Annotated in this window: 16 protein-coding genes; 9 read left to right on the top strand and 7 right to left on the bottom strand. The window is 74.6% G+C overall.

Annotated elements, in window-relative coordinates; translation table 11 throughout:
- Positions 1-57: 57 nt before the first annotated feature.
- Entirely contained in the window at positions 58-777 is a 720-nt protein-coding gene (locus tag ACILQ5_RS00150) for a hypothetical protein (RefSeq protein ID WP_395655933.1), read from the bottom strand.
- A 140-nt stretch (positions 778-917) separates the two neighbouring features.
- On the opposite strand from ACILQ5_RS00150, the gene ACILQ5_RS00155 reads away from it, so the two are divergent.
- The 4 genes from ACILQ5_RS00155 to rsgA are packed head-to-tail and all read left to right on the top strand — an operon-like array spanning position 918 to position 5166.
- A complete protein-coding gene (locus ACILQ5_RS00155) occupies positions 918-2333 on the top strand; it encodes a sigma-70 family RNA polymerase sigma factor (RefSeq protein ID WP_395655934.1) in 1416 nt (471 codons plus the stop codon).
- A 9-nt stretch (positions 2334-2342) separates the two neighbouring features.
- Positions 2343-2837: a DoxX family protein gene (locus tag ACILQ5_RS00160; protein WP_395655935.1), complete on the top strand. Its 495-nt coding sequence runs from the start codon at positions 2343-2345 to the stop codon at positions 2835-2837.
- Positions 2838-2868: 31 nt separating this feature from the next.
- A complete protein-coding gene (gene aroA, locus ACILQ5_RS00165) occupies positions 2869-4143 on the top strand; it encodes a 3-phosphoshikimate 1-carboxyvinyltransferase (protein WP_395655936.1) in 1275 nt (424 codons plus the stop codon).
- Positions 4144-4161: 18 nt separating this feature from the next.
- Positions 4162-5166, top strand: a complete 1005-nt coding sequence (gene rsgA, locus ACILQ5_RS00170) for a ribosome small subunit-dependent GTPase A (RefSeq protein ID WP_395655937.1) — start codon at positions 4162-4164, stop codon at positions 5164-5166.
- On the opposite strand, the gene ACILQ5_RS00175 is transcribed toward rsgA, so the two are convergent.
- Entirely contained in the window at positions 5163-5609 is a 447-nt protein-coding gene (locus ACILQ5_RS00175; protein WP_395655938.1) for a DUF2231 domain-containing protein, read from the bottom strand. The two genes, rsgA and ACILQ5_RS00175, sit on opposite strands and share 4 nt — an antisense overlap.
- Positions 5610-5660: 51 nt before the next feature.
- Between ACILQ5_RS00175 and ACILQ5_RS00180 the strand changes: the two genes are divergently transcribed.
- Together ACILQ5_RS00180 and ACILQ5_RS00185 are read left to right on the top strand one after the other, a co-directional pair.
- The gene (locus ACILQ5_RS00180; protein ID WP_395655939.1) at positions 5661-6533 is read left to right on the top strand and encodes an inositol monophosphatase family protein; all 873 of its coding nucleotides are present in this window, start codon (positions 5661-5663) and stop codon (positions 6531-6533) included.
- Between the two features lie 58 nt (positions 6534-6591).
- Positions 6592-7023: a CBS domain-containing protein gene (locus tag ACILQ5_RS00185; RefSeq protein ID WP_395655940.1), complete on the top strand. Its 432-nt coding sequence runs from the start codon at positions 6592-6594 to the stop codon at positions 7021-7023.
- Between the two features lie 20 nt (positions 7024-7043).
- On the opposite strand, the gene ACILQ5_RS00190 is transcribed toward ACILQ5_RS00185, so the two are convergent.
- Positions 7044-8099: a PP2C family protein-serine/threonine phosphatase gene (locus ACILQ5_RS00190; protein WP_395655941.1), complete on the bottom strand. Its 1056-nt coding sequence runs from the start codon at positions 8097-8099 to the stop codon at positions 7044-7046.
- Between the two features lie 74 nt (positions 8100-8173).
- On the opposite strand from ACILQ5_RS00190, the gene ACILQ5_RS00195 reads away from it, so the two are divergent.
- A complete protein-coding gene (locus ACILQ5_RS00195; protein WP_395655942.1) occupies positions 8174-8542 on the top strand; it encodes an FKBP-type peptidyl-prolyl cis-trans isomerase in 369 nt (122 codons plus the stop codon).
- A 9-nt stretch (positions 8543-8551) separates the two neighbouring features.
- On the opposite strand, the gene ACILQ5_RS00200 is transcribed toward ACILQ5_RS00195, so the two are convergent.
- The 3 genes from ACILQ5_RS00200 to ACILQ5_RS00210 all read right to left on the bottom strand — a co-directional run bounded on the left by ACILQ5_RS00200 (position 8552) and on the right by ACILQ5_RS00210 (position 12106).
- Positions 8552-8797, bottom strand: coding sequence for an RNA-binding S4 domain-containing protein (locus ACILQ5_RS00200; RefSeq protein WP_395655943.1), 246 nt, complete (start codon positions 8795-8797; stop codon positions 8552-8554).
- A gap of 190 nt (positions 8798-8987) precedes the next feature.
- On the bottom strand, positions 8988-10247 hold the full coding sequence (locus tag ACILQ5_RS00205; RefSeq protein ID WP_395655944.1) for a DUF222 domain-containing protein: 1260 nt from the start codon (positions 10245-10247) through the stop codon (positions 8988-8990).
- A 596-nt stretch (positions 10248-10843) separates the two neighbouring features.
- On the bottom strand, positions 10844-12106 hold the full coding sequence (locus ACILQ5_RS00210) for a DUF445 domain-containing protein (RefSeq protein ID WP_395655945.1): 1263 nt from the start codon (positions 12104-12106) through the stop codon (positions 10844-10846).
- 173 nt (positions 12107-12279) lie between these two features.
- Between ACILQ5_RS00210 and ACILQ5_RS00215 the strand changes: the two genes are divergently transcribed.
- A complete protein-coding gene (locus ACILQ5_RS00215) occupies positions 12280-13818 on the top strand; it encodes an MXAN_6640 family putative metalloprotease (protein WP_395655946.1) in 1539 nt (512 codons plus the stop codon).
- Between the two features lie 84 nt (positions 13819-13902).
- Positions 13903-15207, top strand: a complete 1305-nt coding sequence (locus ACILQ5_RS00220) for an APC family permease (RefSeq protein ID WP_395655947.1) — start codon at positions 13903-13905, stop codon at positions 15205-15207.
- Here the strand turns inward: ACILQ5_RS00220 and ACILQ5_RS00225 are convergent.
- On the bottom strand, positions 15152-16570 hold the full coding sequence (locus tag ACILQ5_RS00225; RefSeq protein WP_395655948.1) for a PLP-dependent aminotransferase family protein: 1419 nt from the start codon (positions 16568-16570) through the stop codon (positions 15152-15154). The two genes, ACILQ5_RS00220 and ACILQ5_RS00225, sit on opposite strands and share 56 nt — an antisense overlap.
- Between the last annotated feature and the right edge of the window lie 9 nt (positions 16571-16579).

Genomic DNA, 16579 nt, shown 5'->3' on the forward strand with positions numbered 1-16579 from the left:
AGCCGGCGGCCGAGCCCGCGTGGGCGCACGGGCGCGTCGAGACCCCGCCCTGGACGCTCAGACCCTGGTCAGCTCGTCCAGCAGCCGCCCGGCGGCCTCGTCGGACGGCGGCAGCCCCTCGATCCAGACGCGGGCGGACGTGGCCGGGCCGCCCTCGAGCATCCGGCGCAGCAGTCCGACGCGACGCCCGATCCGGTCGTCGCGGCCGGCGAGCACCACGAGCCGGCCGGCGCCCACGTGGCCGATCGTCTCGGGCCCGGCGAACACGGTGCGCGCGGTGTCGCCGAGCTGGGCGACGTGCATCGCGCGGGTCAGCACGTCGTCGCGGCCCGCGGCCGGCTCCGCGGGGGTCACGGCGGAGACCACGACGAGGGCGTGGGAGTCGGCCGCCGGCGTACCGGACTGCTGCTCGGCGCGGTAGACCTCGGAGATCCGGCTGCGCAGGTGGGCGCGGCTGGCGAGCCCCGTCAGGGGGTCGTCGCAGGAGAGCCCGTTGACGTAGCCGAGCATCACGTCGCTCCAGGCCACGGCGAGGGCGCGGGTCGCCTCGTGCTCCGGGTCGGCGTCCCGGACCAGGCGCGCGGTGGTGGCCAGCGCGTCGAGGGCCTCGACGAGGGTGACCCCCTCGCGGGCGAGCGCGGCCCCGGCGACCTCGCAGGCCGGCGCCGTGCCCGACCCCGAGGCGAGGGCCTCCCCGACCGCCTCGAAGTGCGGCGGCAGAGCCGCTCGCAGCCTCGTCGGCAGCTCCCCCCTCGCCTCGGGGCCGTCCGTGGTCACACGGCGACGATGCGTCGTGAACCTTCCCACGGCGGCTCCCTCGGTTGGTCTGGCGAGGGTGGAACGGCCCGGTCGCCGGGTCATGACGCGAAACCGGTGAGAAAGCCGTGATCTTTTCGCCGCTCGCGCGTTGGACGGTCGTGAGCAGGCACCTCGCGACCGTCGACGAGCCCCCGAGCGACGCCGAGCTGATCTCGGCGGTGCGCTCCGGGGACACCGACGCGTACGGCGAGCTCTTCGCGCGGCACGTCGACGCGGCCCGCCGGCTGGGCCGCCAGCTGGTGTCCGCCGGCGACGTCGACGACCTGGTCTCCGAGGCGTTCGCGAAGGTGCTCCACGTGCTCCAGCGCGGGGGCGGCCCGGACCTGGCGTTCCGCGCCTACCTGCTCACGGCCGTCCGGCGCCTCCACGTCGACCGGATCCGGCTGACCGCGCGGCTGCACACGACCGACGACCTCACGCCGTTCGACCCGGGCGTGCCGTTCCGCGACACCGCCGTCGAGGGCTTCGAGAGCGACACCGCCGCCCGGGCCTTCGCGTCGCTCCCCGAGCGCTGGCAGCTGGTGCTCTGGCACACCGAGGTCGAGCGGCAGAAGCCGGCCGAGGTGGCGGTCCTGCTCGGGATGACCGCGAACTCGGTCTCGGCCCTCGCCTACCGGGCCCGGGAGGGGCTGCGGCAGGCCTACCTCTCCCTGCACGCCCAGGACGTCGACGAGGACGCGTGCGCGCGGACCCGGGCGAACCTCGGCGCCTACGTGCGCGGCGGCCTCTCCCGGCGCGACTCCGCCCGGGTCGAGCAGCACCTCGAGGGGTGCCGGCCGTGCGCGGCCATCTACCTCGAGCTGAGCGAGGTCAACTCCCGCCTCGGCGCCGTCCTCGCCCCGCTCCTGCTCGGCACCGCCGCCGCGGCCTACCTCGGCAGCGCCGGTGGCGGCACCGCGGCCGCCGGCGGGCTCCTCGTGCTGCTCGGCCGGGCCAAGGACGTGGTGGTCGCGAACGCCTCCACCGCAGCGGTCTCCGGGGCGGCGGCCGCGGCCGTGGTCGCCGCCGCCCTCGTCGTCGGCCTGCAGCCGCACGGTCCGGACGTGCCGACCGCCTCCGAGGCCCCGCCACCCCCGGCGCCCAGCGGCGCACCGGCCTCGCCCGGCACCGCGCCGGGCGACGCGCCGACCCGCCCCGCCGGGACCAGGCTGCCGCCCTCGGCGAGCGCCGCGGCCAGCCGCGCCGACGGCGTACCTGCCTCCGCGCCGGGTGCGGCCGCGCCGTCGACAGCGCCGTCCCCGCCCGCCACCGGGCCCTCGACGCCACCGTCGACGACGCCGCCCACGACCACACCTCCCACGACCACGCCCCCGACGACCGCGCCCTCGACCCCCGCGCAACCGGTGGTGCACGTCGACGTCGACGTGTCGGCCGGGCCCGACGGGGTCGGCGTCGGCGCGTCGGCCGGCGCCCTGGGCGTCGAGCTGCCGCCCGTGCAGGTGAACGTGCCGGTCCCGGTCGGGGGGTCGACCGGGGGGCCTCTCGGAGGACTGGGGTCCCCGGGGCCGGGGTAAACAGGGGGCATGACCGTCAGCAGACTGATCGCCCGTCCGATGCTCGCGTCGATCTTCGTCGTCGGGGCGGCCACCGCCCTGAGGAACACCAGTGGCCCGGCGGACAAGGCCGACCCGGTGACGTCGCGACTGGTCCCGCTCGCCCGGAAGGCCGGCATCCCGCTGCCCGAGGACCCCGAGACCCTGGTGAAGATCAACGCCGGCGTCCAGGTCGGCGCCGGCCTCGCGCTCGCGACCGGTCGGTTCCCCCGGCTCTCCGCGGCCGTGCTCGCCGCCTCGCTGGTGCCGACGACCGCGGCCGGCCACCGGTTCTGGGAGTACGACGACGCGACGCAGCGCACCCAGCAGCGGCTGCACTTCTTCAAGAACGTCGCGCTGATCGGTGGGCTGATCATCGCCAGCGGCGACACCGAGGGCCGGCCCGGCGTCGCGTGGCGGACCCGGCACGCGGCCAAGGACGCCCGCCGCGAGGCCAAGCTGCTCAAGGCGAAGGTGACGGGCTGAGCCTGGCCCCGCGCTCGCTAGGCTGCGGCTCGTGACCGAGCCCTGGCCAGCCCCCCGCGCGCGACACCCCGTCGACGCGGTCGTGTCGCTGCCCGGCAGCAAGTCGCTGACCAACCGCGCCCTGCTGCTGGCTGCGATCGCGGACGGTCCCTCGGTCGTCCGGCGGGCGCTCCGCTCCCGCGACACCTCCTTGATGGCCGCGGCGCTGACCTCGCTCGGCTCCACCGTCGACACCGACGGCGAGGACTGGGCGGTGACGCCCGGGCCGTTCACCGGCGACGCGGGCGTCGACTGCGGCCTGGCCGGCACCGTGATGCGCTTCGTCCCGCCGGTCGCCGGGCTGTCGACGGGCACCGTGACCTTCGACGGCGACCCGCACATGCGGCTCCGGCCGGTGGGTGAGGTCCTCGGGGCGCTGCGCACGCTCGGCGTCACGGTCGAGGGCGACGCGCTCCCCTTCGCCGTCCGGGGCACCGGGTCGGTGCGCGGCGGCACGGTCGTCGTGGACGCCTCCGCCTCCTCGCAGTTCATCTCCGCGCTGCTCCTGGCCGGGGCGCGCTACGACGAGGGCGTCGACGTCCGCCACGACGGGCGCAGCTCGAATTCTGGGCCGGTCCCGTCCCTCCCCCACGTCGAGATGACCGTGGCGATGCTGCGCGAGCACGGCGTCGAGGTCGACGACGGCGACGCGAACCGCTGGCGGGTGCTGCCCGGCCCGGTCCGGGCCGTCGACCACCTGATCGAGCCGGACCTCTCCAACGCGGCCCCGTTCCTCGCCCTCGCCGCCGTCTCGGGCGGCAGCGTCACCGTGCGCGACTGGCCGCGCTCGACCACCCAGGCCGGTGACGCCCTCCGCGAGATCCTCACCGCCATGGGCTGCGACGTGGCCTTCGTCGACGAGGGCCTGCGGGTGACCGGCAGTGGCACCCTCCTCGGCATCGACGTCGACCTGCACGACGTCGGCGAGCTCACCCCCGCCGTCGCGGCGCTGTGCGCGCTGGCCGAGGCGCCGTCGCACCTGCGCGGCATCGGCCACATCCGCGGCCACGAGACCGACCGGCTGGCGGCGCTCGCCACCGAGCTCACCGGCCTCGGCTCGACCGTGACCGAGCACGCCGACGGGCTCAGCATCGAGCCCGCTCCCCTGCACGGCGGGGTGTTCCACACCTACGCCGACCACCGGATGGCGCACGCCGGCGTGATCATCGGGGCGGCGGTCGAGGACGTCCTCGTCGAGGACGTGGCGACCACCGGCAAGACGTTCCCGGACTTCGCGGAGCTCTGGGCGGGGCTGATCGCGGGATGACCCGAGGATGACCCGACGATGACCGGGCGCTACTCCGACCAGGACGTCGAGCACTACGACCGTCCCCGTCGGCGTACGCGCCCCCGCACCAAGGAGCGCCCGGTCTACGACGACGCCGAGGACGCCGTGGTCGTGACCGTCGACCGGGGCCGGTTCACGCTCCTCCTCGACGACCGCACCGTGATGGCGATGAAGGCCCGGCCGCTGGGCCGCAAGGGCGTGGTCGTGGGCGACCGGGTGCGGGTCGTGGGCGACACCAGCGGCCGCGACGGCTCGCTCGCCCGGATCGTCGAGGTCAGCCCGCGCACCACCGTGCTGCGCCGCTCCGCCGAGGACGACGCCGACGCGGTCGAGCGGGTGATCGTCGCCAACGCCGACCAGCTGGTCGTGGTCACCGCGCTCGCCGACCCCGAGCCGCAGCCGCGACTCATCGACCGGGCGCTGGTGGCGGCGTACGACGCCGGGCTGCAGCCGCTGCTGTGCCTGACCAAGTCCGACCTGGCCGACCCCGACACGCTGCTGTCGACCTACCGGTCGCTCGGGGTGCCGTGGCTGGTGACGCACAAGGGCGGCGACCTCACCGAGCTGCGGGGGCGGCTGCGCGGACGGACCAGCGTGCTGCTCGGCTCCAGCGGCGTCGGGAAGTCGACGCTGGTCAACGCCCTGGTGCCCGACGCCGACCGCGACGTCGGCCACGTCAACGCCGTGACCGGGCGGGGGCGGCACACCTCCACGTCGGCGTACCTCCTCGAGCTGCCGCACGACCCGGGCGAGGAGCGGGCCTGGATCGTCGACACCCCCGGGATCCGGTCCTTCGGGCTCGCGCACGTGCAGCCCGAGCAGCTGATCGAGGCGTTCCCCGACCTCGACGAGATGACCGAGGACTGCCCGCGGGGCTGCACCCACGGCGAGGACGAGCCGGAGTGCGGGCTCGACGAGGCGGTGCGCACCGGTCAGGCCGACCCCGACCGGGTCGAGTCGTTCCGGCGACTGCTCGCCGCCCGCAGCGAGCCCTTGTACTAGCTCCCCCAAACGGACTGCGCGCCGGCGTCACCGGTGAGCGCGACGTACACCAGGGTCGCCACCCCCATCACCACGAGGCCGGCGCTCAGCACCCACCGCACCGCCCCCTCCCGCGCGTGCAACCACGCGGCGAGGACCGCGACGACCGCGAGGCCGGTCGTCACCCACCGCAGGATGCCGGCGAAGTGGGCGTGCCGGTCGATCTTGGCGGCCAGCGGCGGCTGGCTGAAGAAGTCCTTGCTCGCGCGGAAGCTCACGCCGGTGAAGTAGGCCGTCCAGATCGCGCCGGTCGCGACCAGGACGAGGACGAGCATCGGCCACCGCAGGCGGTCCCGCCAGCGCGGCACCACGGCGTACGTGATCGCCCCGAGGGCCGCCAGCGGGCCGAAGACGACGGCCGCGTGGACGACGAGGGGATGGAGCGGGAGGCCGTTGATCTCCATGTCCCCAGTACGGGCGTCCACGCCGGCGGGTTCAGTCACTAGGGTGGCGACGTGCCGACCACCACGGACTACACCGACGACCTGCGCCTGGCGCACGTGCTCGCGGACGACGCGGACTCGATCACCGAGGACCGGTTCCGCGCGCTCGACCTGCACGTCATGAGCAAGCCCGACCTGACGCCGGTGAGCGACGCCGACCACGCGGTCGAGGAGGGCATCCGGCGCACGCTCTCCCGGGTGCGCTCCCGCGACGCCATCACCGGCGAGGAGCAGGGCTCGACCGGACACAGCCAGCGCCGCTGGATCGTCGACCCGATCGACGGCACCAAGAACTTCGTCCGCGGCGTCCCGGTGTGGGCGACCCTCATCTCGCTGGTGGTCGACGACGAGGTGGTCCTCGGTGTCGTGTCGGCGCCCCTGCTCCAGCGCCGCTGGTGGGCGTCGACCGGCAACGGCGCCTGGACCGGCCGGTCGCTGCTCAAGGCGACCCGGTGCCAGGTCTCCGACGTCCGGAGGCTCGAGGACGCCTCGCTGTCCTACGCCTCGCTCTCCGGGTGGGACGAGCGCGGCCGGCTCGACGACATGATGTCGCTGATGCGCCGGTGCTGGCGGACCCGCGCGTACGGCGACTTCTGGTCCTACATGCTGCTCGCCGAGGGTGCCGTCGACATCGCCGCCGAGCCCGAGCTCGCGGTCTACGACATGGCCGCGCTCGATGTGATCGTGCGTGAGGCCGGCGGCCGCTTCACCTCCCTCGACGGCACCGCCGGACCCTTCGGCGGCAACGCGCTCGCGACCAACGGGCACCTGCACGAGGCCGCCTTGTCGTTCCTCGGCTCGATGCCCGACGGCACCGACGACCCCGACCTGCCGCGGACCGGGCCGGGCACCGTCTCCGACCTCCGCGACCACCGGCGGGAGTGACACACCCACCCGAATCAGGGGGTGTACGTCCTCCGCAGGCACCACTACCGTTCGAGGCATGCGGATCGGTGAGGTTCTCCAGGCGAAGGCGAGTCGTGAGGTCGTCACGATCGGACCGGACTCCACCGTGCGCGAGCTCATCGCCCGGCTCGCCGAGCACAACGTCGGCGCGCTGATCGTGAGCTCGGACGGCCAGGCGGTCGAGGGCATCGTGAGCGAGCGGGACGTCGTCCGGCACCTGCACCACGACGGCACCGTCATCAACAACACGGTGGGCGCGATCATGACCGGCGAGGTCGAGACGTGCGACGAGGACGTCCCCGTCGACGCGCTGATGAAGATGATGACCGACCGCCGGATCCGGCACGTGCCGGTGGTCCGGGACGGCAACCTGGTCGGGATCATCAGCATCGGCGACGTCGTCAAGCACCGCATCGACCAGCTGGAGTTCGAGCGCGACCAGCTCGACAGCTACGTGCACCAGGGCTGAGCCCGCCCGGCCCTCGCGGGTCAGTGGCTCTCGCTCTCCGCGAGCACCAGCGCGAGGTCGTCGCGCATCCGATGGCCCACGTGGGCGACCAGCTCCGCCACGAGCCGGTCGAGCGCCTCCTCGACGGAGCCCTCCGCGATCTCGGCGGCGTGGTCGTCGAGCGGGAAGAACGTGCCGGAGCGGTCCCGCGCCTCGACCAGGCCGTCGGTGAAGAACAGCATCCGCGCGCCTTCGGGCCAGGAGTGCTCGGTGACCACCGGGTCCGACCCCAGGCCCAGCGGCAGGGTCGGCTCGCCGGTGTCGACCGTCGCCACCTCGGAGCCGGCAACGAGGAGCGGCGGGTGGTGGCCGCAGTTGGCGAGGGTGACCCGGTGGCCGTGGAACTCGCCGACGATCGCGGTGACGAACTCCTCGTCGTCCATGAACCGCGCGAGCGTCGCGTCGATGGTCCGGGACAGCGCGCCCAGGTCGGGCTCGGTGAAGGCGGTCACCCGGAACGCGCCGAGGACGGCGGCGGCGGTCTGCACGGCCTCGAGGCCCTTCCCCCGGACGTCGCCGACGATCACGCGGACGCCATACGGCGTGGCGGCGACCTCGTAGAGGTCACCACCGACGAGGGCCTCCGCGGCGGCGGAGACGTAACGGGCGGCCAGCCCGACCGAGCCGATCGCCGTCGGGATGGACCGCAGGACGGCGCGCTGCGCGGTCTCCGCGATCACGGTCATCCGCTCCAGGCGGCTCTCGCGGCTCTCGCGGAGAGCCGCTCCCTGCACGGCCAGCACGACCAGCAGCACGTTGAGCAGGACCCGGACGAAGTAGTCGACGGTGCCCGTCGTCTCGTGCCAGATGCCGGCCAGGACGCCGCAGCCGATCGACGCGACCCCGACGTACACCGTCCGGCGCGCCGTGGTCAGCAGGCTGGCGAAGATCGCGCTCGTCGCGAACACCGCGATCAGCTGCACGTCGGTGGTCGCGCTGAGCGCGACGAAGACGCCCAGCACGACGAAGCCGCCGACCAGGCCGAGGTCGACGGAGCTCGTGGCGGGACGCCCGGGGGTCGGCGACCGTGTCGTCACGGGCGCATCATGGCAGCCAGGTCGCCGTCCGGGGCGCAGAACCCCGCGACCCGGACCCGTCCTAGGGTGGTGGCATGGACAAGCCCGAGATCGACTTCCCCGACTTCGACCCGCCCGCCGACCTCGTCGTCACCGAGATCACCGAGGGCGAGGGCGCCGAGGCCACCGCCGGCTCGACCGTGTCGGTGCACTACGTGGGTGTCGCCCACTCGACCGGCGAGGAGTTCGACGCCTCCTACAACCGCGGCCAGCCGCTGCAGTTCCGCCTCGGCGTCGGCCAGGTCATCTCCGGCTGGGACCAGGGCGTCCAGGGGATGAAGGTCGGCGGCCGCCGCCAGCTCGTCATCCCGCCGCACCTCGGCTACGGCGACCGCGGCGCCGGGGGCGTCATCAAGCCCGGCGAGACGCTGATCTTCGTGGTGGACCTGCTCGGCGTCAGCTAGGACCCGCCCTCACCAGGGCAGGCCGTCGTCGGCGCCCTCGTCGGCGACCCGGGCGGCCTGCCCGGCCAGCGACACCACGTCGCCCTTGACGAGCTGGCGACCGCGCCGCGTCTCTACCTCGTCGTTCACCCGCACCATCCCGGCCGCGATCAGCGGCTTGGCCTCCGAGCCGCTCTCGACGAGGTTGGCGAGCTTGAGGAACTGCCCCAGGCGGATGGACTCGTCGCGGATCCGGACGTCGAACGGCTCAGGCACGGTCCCAGTCTCCCCCATCCGCGAGACGAACAGGCCGTCGCCGTCGGCGTGGGTCGCGGCAGGCGGGTGCGGTCGAGGTCCGACGTGCGCGCCGTCGGGGTCGCCGGGCGGTGGTCACCGCCCAGGAAAGCCGCCCAGCCAGGTCCGGGCATGAGTGTGGCCCCGTCGGCCGTGGTCGACGGGGTCGAGGTCAGCGGGTATGTCGCGCGGCCGGCTCGAGCGGCGGCTCGGTGACGAAGCGGCTGAGGTAGGTGCGGCCCATGGGGCTCGTCCACACGAACCCGACCCCGGTCACCCGCTGGTAGTCCCAGCCGGCGTGGGTCTTGAGGCGGTGGTGGGTCCGACAGGCGGGGGCGAGGTTCGACGAGGCGGTGGGGCCCTCGGGCCAGGGGACCTGGTGCTCGGCATCCGTCGTGCGGGCGCGGCCGGTGCGGGCGGGTCGGGTGCAGCCGGGGAAGCAGCACTGCCGGTCGCGCAGACCGATCTGTTCCTTCATCACCTCGGTCGGCCGGTAGGTCTCGGTGGTCAGCTCGGCGTTGAGGTCGATCACCGGCCGGACCGTGACCTTGGTGCCGGCCTGCTGGCACCAGTCCTTCAGGTGCTCAGGGGTGACCGAGGAGCGGGTGTTGTCGACGTCGACGGTGGACTGGCCGGGACGGACGTGGGCGTAGACCACGACCTCACGGGAGCCTTCACCGTCCGTCGTGCCAAGGAGGCCCGCGGCCATCGACCTGCGCACGTCCAACGGCAGGTCGAGGTCCAGCGTCGCGGCCGCGGCCTTGATCTGCTCCTCCAGGGCGACCGCGTCCGCTAGGTCGAGCTCACCCTCGACGTGCACCAGGCCCTCGGGGGTGGCGTGGTCGAGGTCGATGTCGAACCGGCGCTTCTCCAGCGCCGCGACCCGGCGTTCCTCCGCGGCGTCGGGGTCGTGCTCGGCGCGGGCCTTCTCGACCTGCCGCTCGATCTCGGCGAACGAGCACCGGTGCGCACACCACGCCAGCCGCTGGTCCACCGCGGCTGCCGCGTCGGGCGGGAGGCTGGTGGTGGCCTGGGCGACCTTCCGGGCCTTCCACACCGCGACCTCCCCGCTGACCACGCGAGCCCAGAGCCGCGGCAACCGGTGCCGCAGCTCGACCGCGTCGCCGAGCAGGTGCCGCCCCGAGTCCGTGGTCCGGCCGACCGCGAGCGCGAACTCCGCGACCGCCGCCTCATCGATGGTCGGGGCGCCGTCGCCGGCGATCTGCAGGTCCCGCATCCCGAACTCGATGCCGGTGTCCACCTCCTCGCCGGGGTGCAGAGTGACCCAGTCGGTGGCCTGGATCAGCTGCTGGACCTCGAGGTCGGCGATCGCCTCCCGGGTCGCCGCGGCCGCCGTCAGCACCGACTCCGCATCCGGCGCCGCAACTGCGACGGCGGTCGCGGTGCTGGTCTCGGTGCCGGTGCTGGTCATGGGTCTACTCAAGCACTCGCCACCGACAGTCAGAGGCGAGAATCCCTTGTATCCACAGGGATCCGGGAACTTCTTTGGTAAAGAATTCGGGACAGATTGGGCCACCGCCCTGCCTTGCCTTCCGGGGTCTCGACGACGCTCGCTGGCGCTCGCTGCTCGACCACCGGTGCCAGCAACCGTGAGTCGGGGGGCGACCGCAACTCCGAGCCCGCCGTACCCGTCGTTGCTGCTTGTCGGTCGCAACCCGAGACCACGGCGCGATGCCGACAGCACCGCCCTGCCCACCTCCCGGGGTCTCGACGACGCTCGCTGGCGCTCGCTGCTCGACCACCGGCGACGACGCTCGCTGGCGCTCGCGGGAGAGACCACCGGTGCCAGCAACCGTGAGCCGGGAAGTCAGCCGCAACCAGACGCCCGCCGTACCCGTCGTTGCTGCTTGTCGGTCGCAACCCGAGACCACCGGCGGGATGCCGGCAGTCACCGCCCTGCCTTGCCCTCCGGGGTCTCGACGAGCTCGACCACCGGCGAACCCAACCACGAGCCGGAAGACAGCCGCCACCGGAAGCCCGCTGCCGGCAGTCCGCCGCAGGCGGGTCTCAGCCGGCCAGCACGCTCGCGCTGTGGATCAGCACGCCGACCAGACCGCCGACGATGGTGCCGTTGATGCGGATGAACTGGAGGTCGCGGCCGACGTGCAGCTCGATGCGGCGGGCCGCCTCCTTGCCGTCCCAGCGCTCGATGGTGTGCGTGATGACGGTGGTGACCTCGGCGCCGTAGCGCTCGATGCCGAAGACGGCGGCGTCGGCGGCCAGCCCGTCGAGGCGCTCGCGCAGCGTCTCGTCCGAGAGCAGCCGGGCGGCGAACGACGAGGTCTCGGCCAGCAGCCGGGCCCGGACCGCCCCCTCGGGGTCGCGCAGCGACGCCTGGAGCGAGCGGCGCAGCGCGTTCCACAGGGAGACCGAGGAGGTCAGCACCTGCGGGTGGTCGAGCAGCCGCTCCTTGAGCCGCTCGGTGCGCTCCTGCGCCTCCGGGTCGTGCTGGAGGTCGTCGGCGAGCTGGGCGAGCATCGAGTCGAGCGCCTCACGGACGTGGTGCCGCGGGTCGTCGCGGACGTCCGCGACCCACCGGACCAGCTCGCGGTGCACCCGGGCGGTCACCGCGTCGTTGAGCCGGGTCGGCGCCCACCACGGCGCCCGCTCCCCCAGCACCTCGGCGACGGTGTCGGGGTTCTCGACCAGCCACCGGTACAGCTCCTCGAGGCCGAGGTCGAGCAGCCCGTGGTGCAGGTCGTCGCGGATGGTCTCCTCGAGCAGCGACCCGAGGAGCGGCGCCAGCGGCTCCTCGCGGAACCGGGGCACGAGCGCGTCGCGGATCAGCCCCTCGATGTGCTCGTCGCGCACCCGGTCGAGCACGATGACGGCGACGTCGGCGACCTCGTCCACGGCCCGCTGGGCGTGCTCGGGCACCGAGAGCCACTGGCCGACGCGCAACGAGATCGTCGCGGCCGCGACCCGGTCCCGGATGATCCCCTCCTGCAGGAAGTTCTCCCCGACGAACTCCTCGAGCCCGCGCCCGAGCTCGTCCTTGCGCTTCGGGATCAGCGCGGTGTGCGGGATCGGCAGGCCCAGGGGGTGCTTGAACAGCGCGGTCACGGCGAACCAGTCCGCGATCGCACCGACCATGGACGCCTCGGCGCCGGCGTTGACGAAGCCGAGGAACCCGTCCTGGTCGAGGGTCAGGGCGTAGACGACGGCCGCGAACAGCAGCAGCGACACGGCGAGCGTGCGCATCCGGCGCAGCCCCTGCCGGCGTACGGCGTCGGCGGCGGGGTTGGGGGTGATCATCGCGATGGTGCTCATCGGGGTCCCCTCGGCGTTGTCGGGCGGAGGAGCGTAGCGGGGGAGGCCGGGAACGGCGTGGGGTGGTTCATTGCGCGCCATCCTCCCCCATGGGGCCAGGCGCGCCGGGGCCGCCGGCGACCCCCGAGCACGTACGGTGGACGGCGTCCTGACTGCTGTTCTCGAGGAGAGAGATGCGCCGACCGCTCGTGGCGACGGCCCTCGCCGTCGTCGCCGCCCTGGCCGTCGGCACCGTCGGCCCCGCGTCGTCGCCGGTGGGTGCCACGACGGTGCCGAGGACGCCGACCGGCGCCCAGCAGGCGCTGGCGACGGTCCGCTCGCTGCTCGCCGACGATCCCACGACCGCCCGGCGGTCCGCCGGGGCGCGGCCCGAGGCGACCCTGGCGATGCGCGACCTGTTCCTCGCCCTGCCGCGCCTCGACGCCGCCGACCGGCGTACGGCGCACGGGCTGCTCGCCCGCCCGACGGACGGGGCGTCCGACCCCCTGGACGACGGCTACACCGTGCCGGCGCACCGCACCTGCGAGGGCCACGTCTGCGTGCACTGGGTCGACCGCACCGCCGACGCACCTCCCGGCCGGGCCTGGGTGAACCGCACGCTCCGGACCATGAACGCGGTCTGGCGCCACGAGGTCGGCGAGCTCGGCTACCGCGAGCCGCGCAGCGACGGACGCCGGGGCGGCAACGCCGACCTCGACGTCTATCTCAAGGAGCTCGGCTCCCGGGGGATCTACGGCTACTGCACCCCCGAGCGGCGGGTGACCGGCTACAAGTGGCTCGCCTCCGGCTACTGCGTGCTCGACGACGACTTCGCGCGGTCCCAGTTCGGCGCTCCGCCCCGGCAGAGCCTCCGGGTCACCGCGGCGCACGAGTTCTTCCACGCCGTGCAGTTCGGCTACGACTTCGCCGAGGACCCGTGGCTGCTGGAGTCGACGGCGACCTGGATGGAGGAGCGGGTCGCCGACGACGTCGACGACAACCGGCAGTACCTCCCCTACGGCCAGGTCGGCACGCCCGGCCGGTCGCTCGACCGCTTCGACCAGCAGGGCTTCGCCCAGTACGGGAACTGGGCGTTCTTCGAGTACCTCAGCTCGCATTTCGGTCCCGGCGTGGTCAAGGCGATCTGGACCCGGGCCGGCGCCTACCGCGGGGCCGGCCACCAGTACTCCACCAACGCGGTGCAGGGCGTGCTCGCCCGCCACGGCGGCTTCACCGGCGTCTACCGGGCCTTCGCCGCCGCGAACACGACGACCTCGAGCTCCTACCCCGAGGGCGGCGGCTGGCCGACCGCGCCGGTCAGCGCCGGCTGGACCCTCAGCCGGAACACCCGCTCGGCGCACCGGAGCGTCACCATCGACCACCTCGCCTCCCGCAACGTCCTGGTGCAGCCGGCCGGGACCCTCCGCGACCGGCGGTGGCGGCTCCGGGTGGCGGTCGACGGCCCGGCGGGCCGGACCGCGCCGGCGGCCGCCGTCGTCAGCCGGACCGCCTCGGGCCTCACCCGCACCGCGGTGCCCCTGGACGCCGAGGGCCGCGGCAGCGTGCTGGTCGGGTTCGGTGCCCGGCAGGTGTCGTGGGCCAAGGTGGTGCTGGTCAACGCGTCGACCCGGTTCGCGTGCTGGCACCGCACCACCTGGTCCTGCCAGGGCCGGGCCCGCGACGACGGCCGGACCTTCGACCTGACCGTCACCGCCGTCCCGCCCCGGGGCTGACCGGCCGGGCCGCACCGATTGGCCCAGGCGACAAGCTCTGGATTGGCGCTGCGAACGGACCGCTGAGACCCCTACGTTGGTCGCGTGACGCGCTCGCTGACCCCCGATCCGCTGCCCGTGGACGACCCCGTCGCCCGACCCGGGCTGGGCGTGGCGCAGGGCGCGGCGCTGACCCTCGGGGCGGTGCTGGGCACCGGCGTCATCTCGCTGCCGGCGCTGGCCGCCCACGAGGCCGGCCCCGCCTCGCTGGTCGCGTGGCTCGCGCTCGTCCTCCTCTCGGTGCCGCTCGCGACGACGTTCGCGGCGCTGGGCGCCCGGCACCCCGACGGCGGGGGCGTGTCGACCTACGCCCGCCGAGCGTTCGGCGGCCGGGTCGCGACCGTCATCGGCTGGTGCTTCTACTTCGCGATCCCCCTCGGCGCGCCGGCCGCGGCCGGCTTCGCCGGGGCGTACGTCGCCGACAGCCTCGGCGGCGGCCGCCAGACACAGCTGGTGACCGCCGGGCTGCTCATCGCGGCCGTCGCGGTCATGAACTGGTTCGGGATCCGGGTCTCCGGGCGGGTCCAGCTCGCGATCGCCGGGGTCCTCGCGGTGCTGCTGCTCGTCGCCACCCTGGTCGCGCTCCCCCACGCGAGCACGACGAACCTGACGCCGTTCGCACCGCACGGTTGGGCCGCGATCGGCTCCGCGGCCGCGCTGCTGATCTGGGCGTTCGCCGGCTGGGAGGTCGTCACCTCGCTGAGCTCGGAGTACCGCGAGCCGGCGCGCGACATCGGCCGCGCCACGCTGGTCGCGCTGGTCGTGATGGGCGTGCTCTACCTCGGCGTCGCCTTCGCCACCGTCGCGGTGCTCGGCAGCGGCGCCAGCAAGGCGCCGCTCTCCGACCTGCTGGTGCTGGGGTTCGGCGAGCCGGCGCGTGGCGTGACGACGGTCGTGGCCGTGCTGCTGTCCCTGGGCGCGATGAACGCCTACTTCGCCGGCAGCGCCCGGCTCGGAGCGGCGCTGGGACGCGACGGATCGCTGCCGGCCTGGTTCGCGCACGGCGGGAGCGCCGGCCAGGTGCCGCGGCGGTCGCTCACGGTCGTGACCGCCGGGTCGCTGGCCACCCTGCTCGGGGTCGCGATCACGGGCGTCGCGATCGAGCGGACCATGCTGCTCGTCACCGGCGCCTTCGCGATCGTGTACGTCGTCGGCACGGCCGCCGCGATGCGGCTGCTCCCCCGCGGCACCTGGGTGCACCGGGGCGCGGTCGTCGCGTTCGTCTCCTCGCTCGCGCTGCTCGGGGTGAGCGCGCGCCACCTGCTGCCGCAGGTGGTCGTCGCGGCCGCAGCCGTCATCTGGCTCTCCCGCTCGCGAGCAGCCGCGCCAGCCGCTCCAGACCCGGTGTGATCGACTCCGTCTCCACCGCGCCGTAGCCGAGGACCAGCCCGGTCACGGGCGCCGCGACCGCGTAGGCCGAGAGCGCCTCGACCGCGACGCCCTCCTCCAGCGCAGCGGCCACCACCGCGGCGTCGTCGGTCGGCTCGCGGAACGTGGCGCTGACGTGCAGCCCGGCCACCGACGGCGCGACCTCGAGCCCGGGGAGCAGCCGCGCGAGCTCGCGCAGCAACAGCTCGCGACGCTCGCCGTACACCGCCCGCGCGCGGCGCACGTGGCGAGCCAGCTGCCCGTCGGCGACGAAGCGGGCCAGGGCCGCCTGCTCGTGGGGAGACCCGAACCCGTCGGCGAGCTGCCGAGCACCGACGAGCGCGTCGCGCAGGGAACGCGGAGCGACCAGGTAGCCCGCGCGCAGCGCCGGGACCAGCGACTTCGAGAACGTGCCGAGGTAGACGACCCGGCCGTGGCGGTCGAGCGCCTGCAGCGTCTCCAGGGGGCGCTCGGTGTAGCGGAACTCGCTGTCGTAGTCGTCCTCCACGATCGCGACGCGGTGCCGGTTGGCGTGCTCCAGCAGCGCCTGGCGCCGCGCCAGCGACAGCGGCGGGCCGAGCGGGAACTGGTGCGACGGCGTCGTGAACACCAGCCGCACCCGCGGCGGGAGCTCGTCGACCACGAGGCCGTCGGCGTCGACCGGCACGGGGACCACGCGCGCGCCGTACGACGCCAGGAGCTCGCGCGCGAACGGGTAGCCCGGGTCCTCGACCGCGACCACGTCGCCCGGCTCGACGAGGACCCGCGCCACCAGGTCCAGCGCCTGCTGGGTGCCGTGGGTGACGACGACGTCGTCGGGATCGGCCGCGACGCCGCGCGAGAGCGCCACGTGCCGCGCGATCGCCGCCCGCAGGTCGGGGTGGCCCGCGGGGCTCGCGTAGCGACCGGGGTGGTGCGCGCCGCGCCGCAGCTCGGCGGCGACCAGCCGGCGCCAGGTGTCGAACGGGAACAGCTCGGCGTCCGGGATGCCGGCCCGGAAGTCGTACGGCGGCGAGGGGCCCTCGCCGCTCACCGGCACCGGCCGGAAGGTCCACCCCGGACGCGGGTCGAGCGCGCCGGGGTGCCGCGGGGCCGGTGCGGGGGCGGCCAGGTCGCCGACGTAGGTCCCGTCGCCGACGCGCGCCTCCAGCAGCCCCTCGGCGACCAGCCGCTCGTACGCGGTCGCGACCGTGTTGCGGGCGACCCCGAGGTCGCGGGCCAGCACCCGACTCGGCGGCAGCCGGTCCCCGACGGCGACCCGCCCGGAGCGGATGGCCTCGAGCAGCGCCCGGTAGATCGCACCGACCCGGTCGCCCCGGGTGTCGAGATCGACCGACAGGTCCATGCGGACACC

The organism is Nocardioides sp. (assembly GCF_044226305.1).
Taxonomy (GTDB): domain Bacteria; phylum Actinomycetota; class Actinomycetes; order Propionibacteriales; family Nocardioidaceae; genus Nocardioides.

Bases quoted from the DNA above. Each gene is read 5' to 3' on its own strand.
- ACILQ5_RS00160 (WP_395655935.1), top strand. From the start codon at position 2,343: ATGACCGTCAGCAGACTGATCGCCCGTCCGATGCTCGCGTCGATCTTC.
- ACILQ5_RS00225 (WP_395655948.1), bottom strand. From the start codon at position 16,570: ATGGACCTGTCGGTCGATCTCGACACCCGGGGCGACCGGGTCGGTGCG.
- ACILQ5_RS00195 (WP_395655942.1), top strand. From the start codon at position 8,174: ATGGACAAGCCCGAGATCGACTTCCCCGACTTCGACCCGCCCGCCGAC.
- ACILQ5_RS00215 (WP_395655946.1), top strand. From the start codon at position 12,280: ATGCGCCGACCGCTCGTGGCGACGGCCCTCGCCGTCGTCGCCGCCCTG.
- ACILQ5_RS00185 (WP_395655940.1), top strand. From the start codon at position 6,592: ATGCGGATCGGTGAGGTTCTCCAGGCGAAGGCGAGTCGTGAGGTCGTC.
- rsgA (WP_395655937.1), top strand. From the start codon at position 4,162: ATGACCGGGCGCTACTCCGACCAGGACGTCGAGCACTACGACCGTCCC.
- ACILQ5_RS00175 (WP_395655938.1), bottom strand. From the start codon at position 5,609: ATGGAGATCAACGGCCTCCCGCTCCATCCCCTCGTCGTCCACGCGGCC.
- ACILQ5_RS00205 (WP_395655944.1), bottom strand. From the start codon at position 10,247: ATGACCAGCACCGGCACCGAGACCAGCACCGCGACCGCCGTCGCAGTT.
- ACILQ5_RS00210 (WP_395655945.1), bottom strand. From the start codon at position 12,106: ATGAGCACCATCGCGATGATCACCCCCAACCCCGCCGCCGACGCCGTA.